We start from the raw sequence: 18113 nt of genomic DNA, 5'->3' as shown, positions 1-18113 counted from the left end.
GAACCTATTATCATCTGGCGATATTAAAGTTTTACGCCGATATGAGGATAATTTATTAAGCGCTTGCTGTGCCTTTTATTTGGTAAAGCCTATATTTGTCCAAATTCATTTTGTTATGCAAGAGATTAAAAATTATGTAGAAACGCACAAACAACGTTTTTTAGATGAGTTGTTTGAGTTGTTGCGTTTTCCATCGGTTAGTGCTGATCCGAAATACAAAGGCGATGTTTTAAAAACAGCTGATTATGTTGCGCAGAAATTAAAAGATGCAGGAGCTGATCAGGTAGAAATTTGCCCAACAGCAGGATATCCTATCGTTTACGGCGAAAAAATTATAGATGCTTCTTTACCAACCGTTTTAATATATGGCCATTACGATGTTCAACCTGCAGATCCATTAGAACTTTGGCATACACCACCTTTTGAACCAACCGTACGCGATGGTAAAATTTACGCCCGTGGCGCTTGTGATGATAAAGGACAGTTTTATATGCATGTAAAAGCATTCGAACTGATGATGCAAACCAATACCCTGGCTTGTAACGTTAAATTCATGATCGAAGGCGAAGAGGAGGTAGGTTCTGCAAATCTTGGTATTTTTGTAAAAGCCAATGCTGAGCGTTTAAAAGCCGATGTCGTTTTAATTTCTGATACTTCAATGATCAGTATGGAACACCCGTCAATCGAAACCGGTTTACGTGGTTTAGCTTACATGGAAGTTGAAGTGGTTGGTCCGAACCGCGATTTACACTCTGGGGTTTATGGTGGGGCAGTAGCCAATCCGGCCACTATTCTTTGTAAAATGATCGCTTCATTACACGATGAAAATAACCACATTACTATTCCTGCTTTTTATGATAAAGTGCTTGAATTAACCGATGAGGAGAAAAAAGCATTAAATTCTGCACCTTATGACGAAGCTGAATACAAAAAGGATTTAGATATCGAAGAAGTTTGGGGTGAAAAAGGTTATTCAACGCTGGAGCGTACAGGTACCCGTCCAACTTTAGAAGTAAACGGAATTTGGAGCGGTTATATTGGCGAAGGTGCAAAAACCGTATTGCCAAGTAAAGCCAATGCAAAAATTTCTATGCGTTTGGTTCCACACCAGAGCTCAGAAGAAATTGCCGAGATTTTTACCAAACATTTCGAAAGTATTGCACCTAAAAATGTAAAGGTAAAAGTTACCCCTCACCATGGTGGCGAACCTGTGGTAACCCCAACTGATAGTATTGCATACCAGGCAGCAGAAAAAGCAATTGAAGATAGTTTTGGCAAAAAGGCTATTCCAACACGCGGTGGTGGTAGTATTCCAATTGTGGCTTTGTTTGAAGATGTACTGGGAATTAAATCGGTGCTTTTTGGTTTCGGTTTAGATAGCGATGCACTACACTCTCCGAATGAGAAATATGATATTTACAATTATTATAAAGGAATAGAAACTTTGCCTTTATTCCATAAATATTTCGCAGAGCTGAGCAAATAAGCTCAATTTCATTTATCCGTTCTGACCCAACAGATCGTCATTTCGAGCGGAGTGCAACGCAGTCGGGAAATCTATTTTCAGCAGATTTCTCTATTTCGCCAAACTTCAGTCGAGGTGACGATTTTTTTGAAAATGAGCGTTCTGTATTTCATAGGTGCTGCAGCCCCGCCATCGCTTATAGTCCTCATTTCGTTGCACTTCATTCCGGGCTATTTAGCTTTGTCGGGTTTATTTAACTGCAGGCAGTTCCCAGGAGGCAACACTACAGATGCAATTTGTACCTTTAAATAGTATAACAGGCCTAGCCATCTAAACCCGACAGTAGTGGAAAACCCACAGCCCGAAGTATGAGGGCGAGGATTTGAAACGGATGGCGGGACTACTTTAACTGCATTGTTACCGGTTTTGCTTTCCAAAACATTACATAAATTTAAGTTGACTGTCCGTCTGAGCGGAATCGAAGACCATCCCTGTTGTTTTCATATCAACTGGTTTCAACCAATTGATTTTAGTGGTTAATTTTTTTACCAGGTTTTTTTTCTAAATTGGTACCATGAAATACCTATTCTCATCTCTTTTACTTTTATCCGGACTCGCTTCTTTTGCTCAGGATACTAAAACGATTAACCAATCTGGAAATCCAATTTTTCAAGGTTGGTATGCAGATCCAGATGCTGCTATTTTTAACAATAAATATTGGGTTTACCCCACTTATTCGGCCAGGTATAAGGAACAGGTTTTTTTAGATGCCTTTTCATCAGATGATTTGGTGAAATGGAAAAAACACCCGCATATTTTAGATACGGCTGCTGTAAAATGGGCCAATAAAGCGATGTGGGCTCCTGCAATTGTTCAAAAAGACAAAAAATATTACCTGTTTTTTGGCGCCAATGATATTCAAAGCGACAAAGAAATTGGCGGAATTGGCGTAGCTGTTGCCGATAAACCAGAAGGACCATACAAAGATCACATCGGGAAACCTTTGGTAGATAAATTTCATAACGGTGCCCAACCTATTGATCAGTTTGTGTTTAAAGATAAAGATGGTCAGTATTATTTAATTTATGGAGGCTGGAAACATTGTAATATTGCCAAATTAAATCAAGATTTTACAGGCTTTTTGCCTTTTGAAGATGGTACGACCTTTAAAGAAATTACACCTGATAATTATGTAGAAGGACCTTATATGTTCATCCGGAATGGTAAATATTATTTCATGTGGAGCGAAGGCGGCTGGACTGGTCCGGATTATTCTGTAGCTTATGCCGTGGGCGATTCGCCATTTGGCCCGTTTAAAAGGATCGGAAAAATATTAAAGCAGGATGCCGCTATTGCTACCGGCGCGGGCCATCATTCGGTTATCATTAACGAGAAAAAAGGAAAGTATTATATCGTTTATCACCGTCGCCCCTTAACCGAAACAGATGGAAACCACCGTGTTACCTGTATTGATGAGATGAAATTTGATGCAGATGGCAATATTCTCCCTGTAAAAATTACAAACGAAGGGGTAAAAGCCCAGAAAGTAAAATAATTGCTGTTCAGCTGGCGATTTTATTCAATTTCCAGCTGAACTTTACTGGTTTGCAAAACAGTTTTCGCCTGCTTTTTATTCAGGGTATTAAATCCCCAGGCACACAATAAAAGCATACAGGCCAGCCCTAGCCAAAGCCAGTTGTAACCTAAGTTTTTGGCGATGAAGAATCCGAATAATGGTCCGACTACTTGTGCGCACGACCAGCTCAACGTATAACCTGCCGCATATAACCCCCTGTTATGCTCATTGCTTCTGCTGATCACGATCGTATTGATAAAGGGTAAGGAGAACATTTCCCCACAGGTAAAAACAACAATGGTAAGTGCAGCAGCAACGATGTGAAAACTCACCGGAGCACTCAACATGATATAAGAGACCGAAAATAAAACTGCCCCTATGATGATGAAAAACATGGGAGATTTTTTGGCTTCAATCTTGTTAATCATGATCATTTCGAATAAGGCAATCACTACTCCATTAATCCCAATAATAATACCAATGGCAAATTCATCAATGTGCCATTGCTCTTTAAAAAACACTGGCACAACCCTGAACATTAAAAAAGCACAGGTAATAAAAACCGTAGTGAGCAGGATAAATTTTACATAAAAAATGTCTCTCCATGGTTTCATAATCACCATGTTACTGGCATTTTCTTTGGCTTTTTTGATAAAATCTTTCACCTGTGGCAAAAACGACAGGATTAATAAACCAACTACAATGCTTACAGCTCCCTCAACAATGAATAGAAGTTTGTAATTTATGGAGGCAATAATACCTGCCAAACTGATTCCTACCGACCAACCTATATTGACGGCCAATCTGTTTAAGGAGTACGACCTGGTTATGGTTCCTTCTGCGGCATAATGGGCAACTGCTGTAAAATTTGCCGGACGGAATGCCTCAGAAAAAAAGCTGATGACTACGGCTAAAATACATAATGTAGAAAAGTGGGTGATCGTAGAAAAAAGCATGAAAAGCAAACCGCCAATAATTGACGATAGAATTTGCACCGGGCGAAAACCAATCATATCGGTCAGCTTTCCACCTGTTGCCGATCCAAGGATCGAACCTACACCAAATAAGGTGATGATCAAACCCGCATCCATTTCCGATCGATGTAAACTTTGGGTAACGTATAAGCCCATAAACGGAACGGCCATACTACCACATCGGTTAAACATCATTACAATGCTCAAAAGCCAGGTTTCTCTGCTTAATCCGCTAAATGATGTTTTATAAGTGTCGAAAATAAGTTTGAACATGGTGTATTTAGATGCAGTAAAAATACCAAAAGCCAGATATTATTTAATCATCTGAATTCAATATCCGCTTATTGAGCTAAAAAAGATGAGCAAAAAATATCCCATAATTTTTTACAAATTTGCATCCGGAAACCGATCAAATGCCGCCAGAGAAAAGAACCCCGATAAACAAAAGCCCAGTTGCCAGAAAACCTGCTGCAAGGAAACCTGTAGCCAGAAAACCTGGTGCAAACAAGAAAAAGAAAGGTGCGCTTTCCGTTCAGCTTAAATTGGTTATTGCTGCTTTATTGTTGGTTTTGCTCTCTCCATTTTATTATGGTTATGTATTAAGAAGTTTTGTGGCTACCTGGCGCTGGGTTAAAGATTGGGGGCAAGACCCCAATTACAGAACTTACGAAAGTTTTAATATCAAGATCCCCAAAAAATATACGGTTCACGGAATCGATGTTTCGTATTACCAGGGCAAAATAAACTGGCAAAAAGTAAAAGAAATGAAAGAGGATGAGGTCAGCATCCGTTTTGCCTTTATCAAAGCCACAGAAGGATTAATGTTAGTTGATCCCTATTTTCAACGCAACTGGCGTGAAGCGCCAAAAGCAGGGATTATATGTGGTGCTTATCATTTCTTCCGACCCAAAAAGGATGGTAAAACGCAGGCTAAATTTTTCTTGCAGGTGGTTAATATAGAGAAAGGGGATTTACCGCCTGTTGTGGACATTGAATCTCTTGATGGCGTTTCGCCACTAAAAATGAGGGCAGAACTTTCTGATTTTCTCAATTATGTAGAAATGAAAACCAAAGTCAGGCCGATTGTTTATACCGGACTTAAATTTTATGAAGATTATTTAGTCGATCATTTTGAAGATTATCCTTTGTGGATCGCCCATTATTATCAACCAAAGTTAAGAATGGATAAAAGCCGCTGGAAATTTTGGCAGCATTCTGATAAAGCTAAAATTAATGGTATTGGTCATGTAGTCGATTTTAATGCCTTTAACGGCGATAGTTTGGCGTTGGATAGGTTATTAGTTCATTAGATGAGGTTAACTGGTTAATTGTTTAAATCGGTTAACCGACTCCAAACGCCAAACGCTCAACTCCAAACTAGTACAGCTAAACCGTCCAGCTTTCACATTTCTCTAGGAAAAACTCATCTGCCTCGGCACCAATACCAATTTCTTCGGGAACATCAAGAAAGTAACCGTTATAAGTTAAGCCACCCACCACAGGGTCGACCAGGTGCCCCAATAGTGCCGTATCTAAGTCAAAAAACTCAACATTAGGACTGGCCAATGCAAAATGTAAGTTGGCACTTAATGCAATGCGGGTTTCGAGCATGCTACCGATCATGCATTTTACGCCTCGTTGCAAAGCTTCTTCATGGATTTTTTGCGCTTCTAAAATGCCCCCAGATTTCGAAAATTTAATGTTTAAATAAGTTGTTGATTGGCTATTGATCAATTTTCGGGCATCGTGATGGTTGTAACAGCTTTCATCGGCCATTAGTTTAATCGGCGAATTTACATTCAGTTCTGGTAATTGATCATCGTACCAGGTTCGCATGGGTTGTTCGCAAAACTCAATGTTGTACTGCGCTAATTCGCCTAAAGCAAATAAAGCATCATCAAAACTCCAGCCCTGATTGGCATCCAGGCGTAAAATCAAATCTTCACCAACCGCTTCGCGGATATGTTTTACCCTTTCGATATCATCATGTACTTTTTTACCCAGCTTAATCTTTAATATGCGGCAACCCTGGCTCTTATATTTTAAAGCTGTTGTAGCCATTCCCGCTGGCGTGTCGATACCAATGGTCATATCGGTTTCAATGCTGCGTTTGGTTCCGCCGAGAAATTTATACAGTGGTAATTTGGCGTTTTTCGCTGCAATATCGAATAATGCCATATCAAAAGCGCTTTTAATGGTATGGTTATGATCTGCATAACCCAATAAATCGTTCATCCGTTCAGGAATATCTAACGGATCTTTGCCCTTTAAAATGGCGGCGAAATCTTTAGCCATGGCAATACAGGTTTCCTGCGTTTCACCAACAATCATCGGGAAAGCGGAACACTCTCCAATGCCGTGAATGCCAGCATCAGTGTAAATCCTGATCAATACATTCTGGGCAAAATGCATGGTTCCGGTTGCAATCACAAAAGGTTCCATGGGGATGCTAAAGCGGTATATTTCGGTATGGGTGATTTTCATTTTTTTAAGGTCGAAGGTATAAGGTTGAAGGTGTAAGGTTTGCAAATCGGGATAGAAGCCGATAATGTGTACAATTCAATTCATAATGCAATGCATCATATTCCAATTAAATAGCTCATTTGTGCTTAATTCCATTCATCATTTAGATTTCCAACTAAAGTATAAAAACAAAAACTAAATAGAAACAGGTTTGTAGATTATTAATAGATTTACGCCTCAAATTAAAATTCCTTTTCCCACTTACATTTTACATTAGCAGCCATGTCTGATACCAATAATTTAATCCACGCTTCGTCGCCATATTTGCTACAACATGCCCATAACCCGGTTAATTGGTACGAATGGGGCGCAGAAGCATTAGAAAAAGCCAAAGCGGAAAACAAACTGATATTGGTTAGTATCGGCTATTCGGCTTGTCATTGGTGCCATGTAATGGAGCGTGAAAGTTTCGAGAATCATGAAGTTGCCGAAGTGATGAACCGACATTTTATCTGCATTAAGGTCGATCGTGAAGAGCGTCCGGATATTGACCAGATTTATATGTATGCCATCCAACTCATGACTGGTAGTGGAGGCTGGCCATTAAATTGTATCTGTTTGCCCGATCAGCGCCCGATTTATGGTGGGACTTATTTCCGTAAAAATGATTGGATCAATATTCTGGAAAATGTGGCTGCACTTTGGGCCAACGAACCTGATAAGGCCATTCAATATGCAGAACGGTTAACTTCGGGCATTAAAGACAGCGAAAAGATAATCCCTGCAGGTACAGCAGAAGCATATAGCCATGAACATTTAACTGAAATTATCGATCCCTGGAAACGTCATTTCGATATTGGCTTCGGGGGATATAACCGTGCACCAAAATTCCCTTTACCCAATAACTGGGTCTTTTTATTGCGATATGGCTTTTTAAAGGATGATGAGTCAGTTTTTACCGCTGTATGCCATACCCTCGAAGAAATGAGCCGTGGTGGTATTTATGATCAGATCGGCGGTGGTTTTGCCCGTTATTCGGTTGATGATAAATGGCACGTGCCACATTTTGAAAAAATGCTCTATGATAATGCGCAACTGATCAGTTTATATGCTGAGGCCTATCAATGCACTAAATTCGATTCTTTTAAACAAACCGTTGTTGAAACGATAAATTGGGTTTTCGATGAGATGACTTCAGCAGATGGATTGTTTTATTCGGCACTGGATGCTGATAGCGAAGGGGTAGAAGGCAAATTTTACATTTGGGATAAAAGTGAATTCAATGAGGTTTTAGGCGAAGATGCCCAGTTGATTGGCGCTTATTACAACATTACCGAAGAAGGCAACTGGGAAGAGGAGCAAACCAATATTTTACGTAAAACGATTAGCGATGATGACCTGCTTGCAAAATTTAATATTGATGCAGCAGTACTTCATGATAAAGTAAAGTCAGCTAAAGCAAAATTACTAGCGGTTAGGAGTAAAAGGATCCGTCCGGGGTTGGATGATAAATGTTTAACGGCCTGGAATGGGATGATGATTAAAGCTTTAGCCGATGCAGCAGAAGTGTTAAATCAAAAATCCTATTATGAAAAAGCTTCAGCTGCCGCCAATTTTATTTTAACGCACTTAAAATCAGAAAATGGTGGCTTATACCGCAATTATAAAAACGGAAAGGCTTCTATTACGGGTTTCTTAGACGATTACGCTTTTTTTATTGAAGCGCTAATTGCCCTGTATGAAGCTGATTTTGAGGAGATATGGTTAGAAGAAGCAAAATCATTAACCGATTATGTGATCGCTAATTTTACAGATGCAGATTCGCCAATGTTTTTCTATACTTCTGCCGAAAGTGAGGATTTAATTGCCCGCAAACATGAAGTAATGGATAATGTAATTCCGGCTTCAAATTCTACCATGGCGCAGAATTTGCAGCAACTGGGTTTGCTTTTTGATGTAGAACAATACACTGAAAAAGCTTCAGAAATGCTTGCTGCGGTTCATCCGAAGATAAAAACCTATGGTTCTGCCTATTCAAACTGGGCCATTCAATTGTTAAACGAAATTTTCGGCATAAATGAAATTGCCATTACCGGTTTAAAAACGGATGTTGTTAAATTAGCATTAAGCGGACATTATATTCCGAACAAAATTACATTGGGCGGAACAAAAAGTAACCTACCGCTGTTAAAAGGTAAGCAAAGCAATGAAACAAAAGTTTATATTTGCCGAAATAAAGTATGCCAGTTGCCTGTAAGGACAGTGGAGGAGGCATTAGAGTATTTACAATAAAAAATCTGAATATTTCACAACCGAGCAGTTATTCTTTGATAGGAACTTTAAAATTTGCGGTATTAATGTAGATAACTTCTTCTTAACTTTAAGTTTATACAATCAAGGTTTTAAAAGTTATACTTATCTTTGTCATAGACTAAATGATAACGTGCAAAGTAAAAACAAACGTAAAAGAATTGACTATTCCTCCAAGGTTGGTGAAGTAGTTGTAGATGTTGAAGCATTTGTAAAAAACAAAAGTTCAGAAAACGCAAAGAAAATTTCAACTACTGCCGAACACATTGAAATTGATATTTATTTTGATAAACATTATTTTGACAGGCAACAACATGGAGACCAAGAAGGTAAACGTGACGGAATCGAAAGTGATACTGTAAAATCATTACTTGTTGAAGCTGGGAGACATTTATTTTATTATTCTATAAAGAACAAAACTTTTTCTTTTGTTAATTTTGAAGTTGTACCAAGACCAGAGAGGATTGTTTTGACGAAAGAAGTTGAAGGCGAACTACCATTAAATGTTGTTGCTGAATACCATTATCTTGGACTAAATAAGTTTGAAGTTACTCTAAAAACTGCGATGAAAATTGGTGGTTTTAAATTGAGTGATGGGCAGTATCAACTAATACTTCATCCCGATGAAACCTCTACACTAATACGTCTAGAAAAGGCTAAGATGTTATTAGTCAGTGAGTGTACTCATTAAATTTCGATTAATTGTTATTAATATTTATTAAGCTTTAAAAATATTTGCAAAACATTTTACAAATATTTTTGTAATAATATACATAAAAATATAAAGTAATATTTATATTTGTATCAGTATTTGAGACAGGATAACAATCTGGACAGCCTTGCAAAGGGCAGGATAAAATTCTGGTCAGTCTCACTAAACCCCCTTAACTGGGGGTTTTCTTTTTTGTTGCCTTATCCATTTTTTTCTGTCGTCTAAATACTTTAAGTATTATCAAATCTATCAGATATGTTAATTATCGAAACTCTCTTTAAAACATATGGTTTTCAATTCGCTACTGTAATTGGTATAATTTCATTTTTTGCTAATAGATATTTCAACAAAAAGGATAAAAAGGATGAATTAAGGCATTCACTTTTTCAGAATTTAAAGGTGGAATCAATGAATAATTTTATTGAATGTTATACAGCTTCAGAATTATGCTGGATACAGCTTCCATATTTTGATATTCTTTCTCACAAGATTAAAGGTAAAGAAGTGGATGAATATGTTATACCAACTCATAATAAGTTTACTGCTTCATACTATAAATTATTCATCATTTTAGATAGTAAGGAGATGCTAGAGTTTACGGAAATCTACAGCTCAATCTCTGAAGTAAACCGACTTTTAGGTATATTAATGTTTGATTACGATGAAAAAAAGTTAGTAGTTAAAACCAACCGGTACCACGATGTTATTACAAAAGCACAGAAAGAAAATAGAATAAGGCTGGAGAGGATTGGTGAGAAATTCAAATTGAAATACGGCTAGTCAATCTATCTTTTTCCAATAGGAGAAAAAGGTATTACTTTTCGTACTAGTACTAAAAAACATCTTCTTTTCTGAACAATCAGCTCATCTTTTTTGTTAGGTAAATAATTAACTTATCTTTGCCTAGCAATATTTAAAAGCACTTAAACAAGTTTAATAAATATTTGCCGAAATAAAGTATGCCAGTTGCCGGTTAAAACTGTTGAGGACGCATTAGAGTATTTACAATAAATTAATTTAAATGAATATTTCACCAAACTCTGTAGTAGCGTTAACTTACGAATTGCATACTACTAACGAAGAAGGACAACAAGTTTTTGTCGAAAAAGCTGACGAACAAAATCCTTTAGTATTTTTATATGGCGTAGGCATGATGTTGCCTAAATTTGAAGAGCATTTAACTGGTTTAAAAACTGGTGATGAATATGGCTTCGAGCTATCTGCTGCAGATGGTTATGGCGATATCGATCCGGGTGCTTTCGCCGATTTGCCAAAAACGATGTTTACTGAAGCTGGTGGCGAATTGCCAAATGTAGGTGATGTAATTCCATTGCAAGATAACAATGGTAACCAGTTTAGAGCAGGTGTTACAGCTGTTCACGACGAAACCATTTCAGTTGATTTAAACCACCCAATGGCTGGTAAAAACCTGGTATTTAATGGTGTGATTTTGAATGTACGTGAAGCTACTCAAGATGAATTGGCTCATGGTCATGCGCACGGAGCGGATGGTCATTCAGGTCACTAATTAATAATATAAACGATTTTCAAAGAAGTCAAGTTTTAGATAGCCACTTTGCTATGTAAACTTGACTTCTTTCGTTATATGTGCATAATTAATCTTGAAAAACCTCTTCCAGAACAAGTAAAAACCCGGGCATAATCGGTGTGCTTACCTTTTCACCAACGGTTAACAGTTTGGTGGGCTGAAACTTGCCTTTATCATCAAGGATGTACCTGAAAAAAGTCTTTTCCGAAGGACTTACGATCCAGTATTCTTTAACGCCTGCTTCTTCATAAACCTCGTATTTGTTGATCAGTTCTTTTTTATTGTTGCCTGGAGATAAAATTTCGACAACAATATCAGGTGCACCTATGCATCCGCGTTTATCCAGTTTAGTCTGATCGCAAACCACCACAATATCGGGCTGTACTACCGTGAAAACTTCTTTATCCTCCTGGGTTTTCTTTGCTAAACGGACATCAAAAGGTGCTGAATATACTTCACACTTATGGCCATTTAATGCGTTGTAAATTGGAACATAAATTCTTCCCGATATTTTTTGGTGAATACGTGAAGGAGCAGGGCTCATCTCGAAAATGTACCCTTTGATGATCTCTAAGCGCTCTTCAAATTCGAAACGCATATAATCTGCATAACTGTAAGACGCAGTGAAATCAATCTCATTAAGCGTCTTAACTGGAGGCAGCTCCTCCTCAGTAGGGTATGGCTTGATATTTTTCATATGAGGTATTTAACCAAATATACTAAATATCTTAGTTTTTTTAAAAATCAATCTTCAAACGCAGTCCGCCATTAGTGAGATTGAGGTTTTCTTTAGAGAAAGTTTTCATCGGCAACCTTAAAAAAGGTTCGATGGCAATATTGTTCTTTTTAGATATTTTTTGTTTATAACCGAACGAGAAATTATAAAATCCGATGTATTTATCAGGATCTATATTGGCTTCAGGCTGTGGTTCAGTAGTTTTTTCTTTCACAATCATCGTTTTCGAATCCGCATAACCATTTGCTGTTGTAGAAGAAAAATTCTGTACCTGGTTTACAATGTAGTTATTCTGTTGCGAGTTGTTTAAAACAGCCAGTGCAGAAACCCCAATATTGGTGTAGAGTTTATCACTTATATTGTATTTTAATTCCAGAGGAACGTTAATTCCACGCACTTTAGCATCAACCGACTCGAGGTTTTTGCCTGATAAAGTTTGTGGTGCAGAAGCGTTTAATGATTCGGTGGTGCTAATAGATGCATAAGAAACACCAGAGCTTATCGATAGTTTGTTGGCGATGGCATACGATAAAGAAAAGCCATAGTTCATGGTTACTTTATTGTCATTACCCATCGCTGGTGCTACGTACACATCAGGCTGCCATTTAGAATTTTCACTTGTTTTGGATGGCGGTTTTTGCTGATTTACATAACTATCATGGGCAAGCAATCGCTCAAAACTTGTTTGCGTATTTGGCTGAGGTTTCTTCTTTTCCGTTAAAATATCAAACGGTTTTGATTTCAGGTTTGAAAGATTAGTACCCGCAAGCTTGTTATCTAAAAGATTATCATTTGCCGGAACCAATTGTTCGGTATTGATAAACGTATAATCGCTTTGTGGTGTTAATAATGGTTTTATGCTTTCTACAGTTTTGGCCGGGCGACTGGCAACAAGGTTGTTTGCAGCAGTTGCACTGCCATTTAATGCAGTAGGATTGGCCGGAGTTTCAATAACCGCATCTGTATGCCCCTTAGCCACCAGATTTTGCGTGGCTTTAGGTTTAATTATCGCAATTTCTTTTTTCTGATCTGTATCGTTCTGCATAAAAAATACACCTCCGAAGATAAAAATTAAGGCAGCAGCAGCCCACAAAGGCCAAAAAGCGATGCCTGGTCTCTTATTTTTTTTCTCCGAAAAGCGCTCCCATGCACCATCAGGGTATGTTTCCTCATGGTTTTGGAGTTGCGCGGTGATATGCTCAATTAATTCCTTATCCATTTTTTTCGTATGAATTAACCATGGTATTTAGGTAAAGGGTACGTAACTTATTTTTAGAACGTGTAAGGTAAACACGACTGGAACTTTCAGGAATGTTTAACATCTTCGAAATTTCATCATGGGCGAAGCCCTCAATTTCATATAAGTTAAATACCAGTCTCTGCGTATCTGGTAAGTGATTTAGTAAATTCAAAATATCATTAACGTGTAGTTCCGAAGCAACCGAAACCTGAGTAACCGGATGTTCACTTTCTGCTAAATCATCAACATAAAATTGAACTTTCGAACTTCGTATTTTGTCTATTGCTGTCCGCGAAGCAATCTGGGCAATCCAACCTTTAAATGATCGCTGTAATTCTTCCGGGTTTTTTGGTGCTTTGAAGCCGCCAACATGTTTGAAAATCTTGATAAAACTGTCATTTACAAGCTCTTCACTGTCCGAAGGATTCTTGGTATACCTTAAAATTATGCCCATTAAATAGCCATAAAATGATTTATACATCATTTCTTTACAGCTATTGTCGTTTTTTACACAGCCTTTTAAAATTTCCTCAAAACTGAGTATTTTTTTTATCACCCCTGTAAAGGACTATTTATTAAAGGTTTATCATGATTAATTATTGCAAATTTAAGAAAATAACACCACCCAATTTTTTGAGTGGTGTCAATTTTCGTTTCCACAGGTAGCGTGAAATATTTTTTATTTGTTTGTCATCACTGATAACCCAACGCCGGTACTATCGGTTTTGCTTGATAAGCCTTTAGCCCAGATGGTATAAATTTTACCTTTTTCGATTTTAACAGCTGGTAAACTCACTTTAACTGTTCCGCTTTGTTTTAGCTGGAAAGTATAACTGTCGTTCGGTGCAATATTGCTAAAAGTGGTAAACTCTTTAAATGCTTTTGCTGTAAATAATGGTGCATCTGTTCCGGCAATAGCTAAATCAAATGGGGCAGAACCTGGGCTTAAGTTTACAAAACGAACTTTAGCCTTATCGGTTTCTGGTGCTTTTAAATCATCTTCCAGGATTAAAAGTTTGGTAGATTTTAAAGTATCTACTACGAAAACCGAATAAAATGATCCTTCTTTTAAGGTAGCTGTAGCTGTTGTTAAATATTTTAAAGAGTCTTTTTTAGCAACGCCAACTAATCTTGTTCCGGGATAAGCAGCATAGTAACCCAGATCTTTAGTGTAGGTAAAGCTGTTTATTTTTTGGTTATCCAGGATAAAATCTAACGCAGCTGTTCCTGGTGATGCATGAACAAAGCCAATACCGGCAGCTTCTATCGGATCGTTGTTAAAATCTTTTTTACAGGCAGTTATGGTTAAAGCTATCGCTAAGAGAGAGAGTATAATTTTTGTAGTGCTGAAATTTTTCAAATTCGTTTTCATTTTAATGTTTTAAATCAATTTTATGAACAAAATTGGTTAATGGCCATTAACGCTTTTTTCTTGTAAAACGATTAACGGAATGAAAACGCTACAGCAGATGTGTTTTTTTATAAAGAAAAAGCCACATGGAGTGCATGTGGCTTCTAAATCAGTATTTTAATTGAAGAACTAAGAATACATTTCTTCTCTTAGTTTTGCAACATCACTACTGTTAATGTACTCATCGTAAGTCATCAACTTATCAATAGTGCCTTTCGGCGTAATTTCGATAATGCGGTTGGCAACGGTTTCTGTTAACTGGTGATCTCGAGAGGTAAACAATATTGCACCTTTAAAATCTTTCATACCATTGTTCAGTGCCTCGATAGATTCCAGATCCAGGTGATTGGTTGGCTCATCAAACATTAATAAGTTGGCTTGTTGTAACATCATTCTGGAGAACATACAACGCATTTTCTCACCTCCTGAAAGCACTTTTACGTTTTTAAGTACTTCTTCGCCTGAGAATAACATACGGCCTAAAAAGCTACGTACAAATTGCTCATCCGCATCAGTGCCTGAATACTCACGTAACCAATCAACCAGGTTTTCATCTTTACCGGCAAAATACTCAGAGTTATCGTTCGGAATATCTGCAGTGCTAATGGTAACACCCCACTTAAATTCACCCCTATGGTTTGCATCTCTGCCTGTTAATACATCATAAAATGCTGCGGTAGCCAAACTGTTCTGAGATAATACGGCAATTTTATCACCTTTGTTTACCATGAAAGTGATTTTATCAAACAATACACCGTCATTTCCGTTTTTACCCAGGTTTTCTACCTGTAAAATCTGGTCACCAGCTTCGCGACCGGTATTGTTGAATATAATGGCCGGGTATTTTCTGCTCGAGGCTTTAATTTCGGTGATATCAATCTTATCCAAAGCTTTCTTACGCGAAGTAGCCTGTTTTGATTTAGATGCATTGGCACTGAACCTGCGAATAAATTCCTGTAGCTCCTTCACCTTATCTTCCATTTTCTTATTCTGGTCGCTACGTTGCTTTAAAGCCAGCTGACTAGATTCGTACCAGAAAGTATAGTTACCAGTGTAAATACTCATTTTAGCGAAATCGATATCGACAATATGCGTACAAACGGCATCTAAAAAGTGCCTGTCGTGCGATACAACCAATACAATATTCTGGTAATCGGCCAGAAAGTTTTCTAACCAGGCAATGGTTTCAATATCCAAATCATTGGTAGGCTCATCCAGTAATAAAATATCCGGGTTACCGAATAAGGCCTGTGCCAATAACACACGTACTTTCTGTGTGTTGTCCAGTTCTTTAAGTAACTTATAGTGATTATCTTCCGTTATGCCCAAATTGCTCAACATCGTTGCAGCATTGCTCTCCATGTTCCAGCCATCCATTTCTGCGAAAAGATTCTCCAGCTCTCCAGCACGTTCGCCATCTTTCTCCGAGAAATCTTCTTTCATATAAATGGCATCTTTCTCTTTCATGATGGCATAAAGTTCTTTATGACCGATCATTACGGTTTCTAATACCGAAAACTCATCAAATTCGTAGTGGTTTTGTTTTAAAACCGCCATTCTTTCGCCTGGAGTAAAAGCCACGCTACCAGAGGTTTGGTTCACTTCTCCCGATAAAATTTTTAGAAAAGTAGATTTACCTGCGCCGTTAGCCCCAATTACGCCATAGCAGTTGCCCTGGGTAAATTTTAGGTTAACATCTTCAAATAATGTGCGTTTGCCGTATCGTAACGATAAATTAGAAACTGAAATCATGCTGTAATTGAAATAAGCCGCAAAGATAGGGAAAAAGGTTGAGGGTAGGAAAGTGTTTGATGGTTTGGTTGTTTTATTGTTTTATTGTTGAAAGGTTTTGAGGTTGGAAAGTTCGATTGCTATGTTGTTGAAAGCTGTATGATCAGTTAACCGGTTAACCAATTTTTTTGAAAACGGAGGTTCCGTTCTTTTTTGGCTAAGCAGTCCCGTTATCCGCTTTACTCCGTTACACCTCGTGCCCGCTGCTACCGGGTTTATTTTACAAAGGGGGGAAGCTTTTGGCTAATGGTATAAAACCCAGAGACTAAATTAATAACAAAATGTAGCGCAATTGATAAAAATAGATTTTTGGTCATTACTTTTTTTCATGATGTGATTTTAGTATTTTAGTGATACACACAAAATGAAATCAATATGAAAAAATTAACACTAGGCATCATCATGTCTGCTATTTCCGTCGTGGCTTTTGGCCAAGAATCCCAGTATCAATATAAAGTCGATTTTTTTGGCGATACCATTCTGGTCGATTCCAAAGATAATACCATCGGCAAACAGAAGAAAGACTTTTTTGGCAATACCATTATTGTAGATAAAGATGGCAAAACCATAGCCAAGCAAAAGCAGGATTTTTTCGGTAATACGATTTTAGAAAATGAAGCCGGAAAAACTGTAGGTACACAAAAGAAAGATTTTTTTGGCAATAAGGTGTTAGAAAGTGAACGTGATCAAAACCTGGTGCCAAAGCCATTAGGAGGTTTGGTTCCTGGTGATGGGAAAACAGAAGTGGCCATCAGGCAAAAAACAGATATCTTCGGTAATATCGTTATTGAAAACGACCGTGGCCAGATCTTAAATGTTTATAAAACAGATATTTCGGGCAACATCATCATAGAAGATGGCAATGGTAAGGTAATAGGCAAACAGAAAAATAATATTTTTGGCGATACCGTTGTCGAAGATGACCATGGAAATGTATTAGCTAAGTATAAAAAAGATGTATTTGGCCATACTGTAATAGAAGATGTTAATGGTAAAAAGATGGGGATTTTCAAAACCGATATTTTTGGAAATAAATCTTTTGTTCCCGAACATTAAAGGGTATTGATTATTTAATAAACTTTTTCAAAGGAGGGCGTCATTCTCGCGCATGCATGAATCTTAATGCAAGTTGCATATAACATTTAGATTATCCTCGATGAGCACTTCGTGGTTCCCAATTAAGTTGGGAATGACGACCTATCTCAATGTACTTTGTGGTAAAATATTTATTTTAGTCCCATGCCAAATCATATCTTGCTAGATACCATAAAAACCACGCTGCAAAAAAGCAAAGTAGAAAAATTAGCTGCAATAGCTTCTGAAGATACCTTTTCGGTAAAAGATTTGATTGATTTGAGTTTCTATCATGATGAACAGATTGGTTTCAGGGCCGCCTGGATCTTAGAAAATGTATTCACTAACCATCAGCAGAGATTTCTGCCCTTTGCGCTTTATTTTTTAGAGAAATTTCCACAACAAAACAATTTGTCGGCATTGAGGCATTATGTTAAAATTATGGCCTTTATGACCAAAAAAAATGCCTCAGTGGAAGTTAAGAAAATCCTTGCCGAATATGATACTAACCAGTTGGTAGAAGTTGCTTTCGCCTGGTTAATTGATGAGCAGATTCCGGTAGCTGTAAAATCACACTGTTTAAACCTTTTGGCCAATTTAAATGTCAAACACAAATGGATTAAGGAAGAATTGTTACAAACCATGGATTTCCTGGTAGATAAAGAAAGTATTGCCTTTTTCGCAAAGGTTAAACAGATCAGGAAACAGTTGGCAGTTCGCGGTTAACAGTTATCAATTTGCAGTTCTTCTTAACAGATTCAGCTGACAGTTTTTGAGCCCTCAATCTTCCTGCCTTCCGCCATTAAGCTTTC

The 18113-nt window shown here is 37.6% G+C and carries 16 protein-coding genes; 9 read left to right on the top strand and 7 right to left on the bottom strand.

Annotation, left to right across the window (positions count from 1 at the left end):
- Positions 1 to 115 precede the first annotated feature (115 nt).
- The gene (locus AC07YT_RS04780) at positions 116 to 1486 is read left to right on the top strand and encodes a dipeptidase (protein ID WP_086547065.1); all 1371 of its coding nucleotides are present in this window, start codon (positions 116 to 118) and stop codon (positions 1484 to 1486) included.
- Between the two features lie 553 nt (positions 1487 to 2039).
- Positions 2040 to 3020: a glycoside hydrolase family 43 protein gene (locus tag AC07YT_RS04775; RefSeq protein ID WP_086547064.1), complete on the top strand. Its 981-nt coding sequence runs from the start codon at positions 2040 to 2042 to the stop codon at positions 3018 to 3020.
- Positions 3021 to 3040: 20 nt separating this feature from the next.
- Here AC07YT_RS04775 and AC07YT_RS04770 read toward each other — a convergent pair whose 3' ends face one another.
- Positions 3041 to 4288, bottom strand: coding sequence for an MFS transporter (locus AC07YT_RS04770; protein WP_086547063.1), 1248 nt, complete (start codon positions 4286 to 4288; stop codon positions 3041 to 3043).
- A 140-nt stretch (positions 4289 to 4428) separates the two neighbouring features.
- Between AC07YT_RS04770 and AC07YT_RS04765 the strand changes: the two genes are divergently transcribed.
- Positions 4429 to 5325 carry a glycoside hydrolase family 25 protein gene (locus tag AC07YT_RS04765; protein ID WP_086547062.1) on the top strand — a complete coding sequence of 299 codons (897 nt, stop codon included), beginning with the start codon at positions 4429 to 4431 and terminating at the stop codon, positions 5323 to 5325.
- A gap of 76 nt (positions 5326 to 5401) precedes the next feature.
- Here AC07YT_RS04765 and AC07YT_RS04760 read toward each other — a convergent pair whose 3' ends face one another.
- Complete coding sequence (locus AC07YT_RS04760) at positions 5402 to 6499, bottom strand: mandelate racemase/muconate lactonizing enzyme family protein (protein ID WP_086547061.1); 1098 nt, start codon at positions 6497 to 6499, stop codon at positions 5402 to 5404.
- Positions 6500 to 6760: 261 nt separating this feature from the next.
- On the opposite strand from AC07YT_RS04760, the gene AC07YT_RS04755 reads away from it, so the two are divergent.
- From AC07YT_RS04755 to AC07YT_RS04740, 4 genes are all read left to right on the top strand, one after another.
- Positions 6761 to 8770 (top strand): thioredoxin domain-containing protein, encoded by a 2010-nt coding sequence (locus tag AC07YT_RS04755; protein WP_086547060.1) that lies wholly within the window; start codon positions 6761 to 6763, stop codon positions 8768 to 8770.
- Between the two features lie 151 nt (positions 8771 to 8921).
- Positions 8922 to 9479: a hypothetical protein gene (locus AC07YT_RS04750; RefSeq protein WP_086547059.1), complete on the top strand. Its 558-nt coding sequence runs from the start codon at positions 8922 to 8924 to the stop codon at positions 9477 to 9479.
- Positions 9480 to 9755: 276 nt separating this feature from the next.
- Positions 9756 to 10280 carry a hypothetical protein gene (locus AC07YT_RS04745; protein WP_086547058.1) on the top strand — a complete coding sequence of 175 codons (525 nt, stop codon included), beginning with the start codon at positions 9756 to 9758 and terminating at the stop codon, positions 10278 to 10280.
- A gap of 241 nt (positions 10281 to 10521) precedes the next feature.
- Positions 10522 to 11028 (top strand): FKBP-type peptidyl-prolyl cis-trans isomerase, encoded by a 507-nt coding sequence (locus tag AC07YT_RS04740; RefSeq protein WP_029280752.1) that lies wholly within the window; start codon positions 10522 to 10524, stop codon positions 11026 to 11028.
- An 88-nt stretch (positions 11029 to 11116) separates the two neighbouring features.
- Here AC07YT_RS04740 and AC07YT_RS04735 read toward each other — a convergent pair whose 3' ends face one another.
- The 5 genes from AC07YT_RS04735 to AC07YT_RS04715 all read right to left on the bottom strand — a co-directional run bounded on the left by AC07YT_RS04735 (position 11117) and on the right by AC07YT_RS04715 (position 16188).
- Positions 11117 to 11746, bottom strand: coding sequence for a Uma2 family endonuclease (locus tag AC07YT_RS04735; protein ID WP_086547057.1), 630 nt, complete (start codon positions 11744 to 11746; stop codon positions 11117 to 11119).
- Between the two features lie 40 nt (positions 11747 to 11786).
- Positions 11787 to 13004 carry a hypothetical protein gene (locus tag AC07YT_RS04730; protein WP_086547056.1) on the bottom strand — a complete coding sequence of 406 codons (1218 nt, stop codon included), beginning with the start codon at positions 13002 to 13004 and terminating at the stop codon, positions 11787 to 11789.
- On the bottom strand, positions 12997 to 13581 hold the full coding sequence (locus AC07YT_RS04725; protein ID WP_086547055.1) for an RNA polymerase sigma factor: 585 nt from the start codon (positions 13579 to 13581) through the stop codon (positions 12997 to 12999). The genes AC07YT_RS04730 and AC07YT_RS04725 overlap by 8 nt, the downstream gene beginning before the upstream one ends.
- A gap of 123 nt (positions 13582 to 13704) precedes the next feature.
- Positions 13705 to 14397, bottom strand: a complete 693-nt coding sequence (locus AC07YT_RS04720; RefSeq protein ID WP_086547054.1) for a DUF4397 domain-containing protein — start codon at positions 14395 to 14397, stop codon at positions 13705 to 13707.
- A 168-nt stretch (positions 14398 to 14565) separates the two neighbouring features.
- Positions 14566 to 16188: an ABC-F family ATP-binding cassette domain-containing protein gene (locus tag AC07YT_RS04715; protein ID WP_086547053.1), complete on the bottom strand. Its 1623-nt coding sequence runs from the start codon at positions 16186 to 16188 to the stop codon at positions 14566 to 14568.
- A 414-nt stretch (positions 16189 to 16602) separates the two neighbouring features.
- Between AC07YT_RS04715 and AC07YT_RS04710 the strand changes: the two genes are divergently transcribed.
- Together AC07YT_RS04710 and AC07YT_RS04705 are read left to right on the top strand one after the other, a co-directional pair.
- A complete protein-coding gene (locus tag AC07YT_RS04710; RefSeq protein WP_086547052.1) occupies positions 16603 to 17283 on the top strand; it encodes a hypothetical protein in 681 nt (226 codons plus the stop codon).
- Between the two features lie 183 nt (positions 17284 to 17466).
- Positions 17467 to 18027: a HEAT-like fold family protein gene (locus AC07YT_RS04705; RefSeq protein ID WP_086547051.1), complete on the top strand. Its 561-nt coding sequence runs from the start codon at positions 17467 to 17469 to the stop codon at positions 18025 to 18027.
- Positions 18028 to 18113: the final 86 nt, after the last annotated feature.

Source organism: Pedobacter sp. GW460-11-11-14-TSB4, from assembly GCF_059423705.1.
Note: the sequence above shows the minus strand (reverse complement) of the source record. Positions and strands in the feature narration are given on the sequence as shown.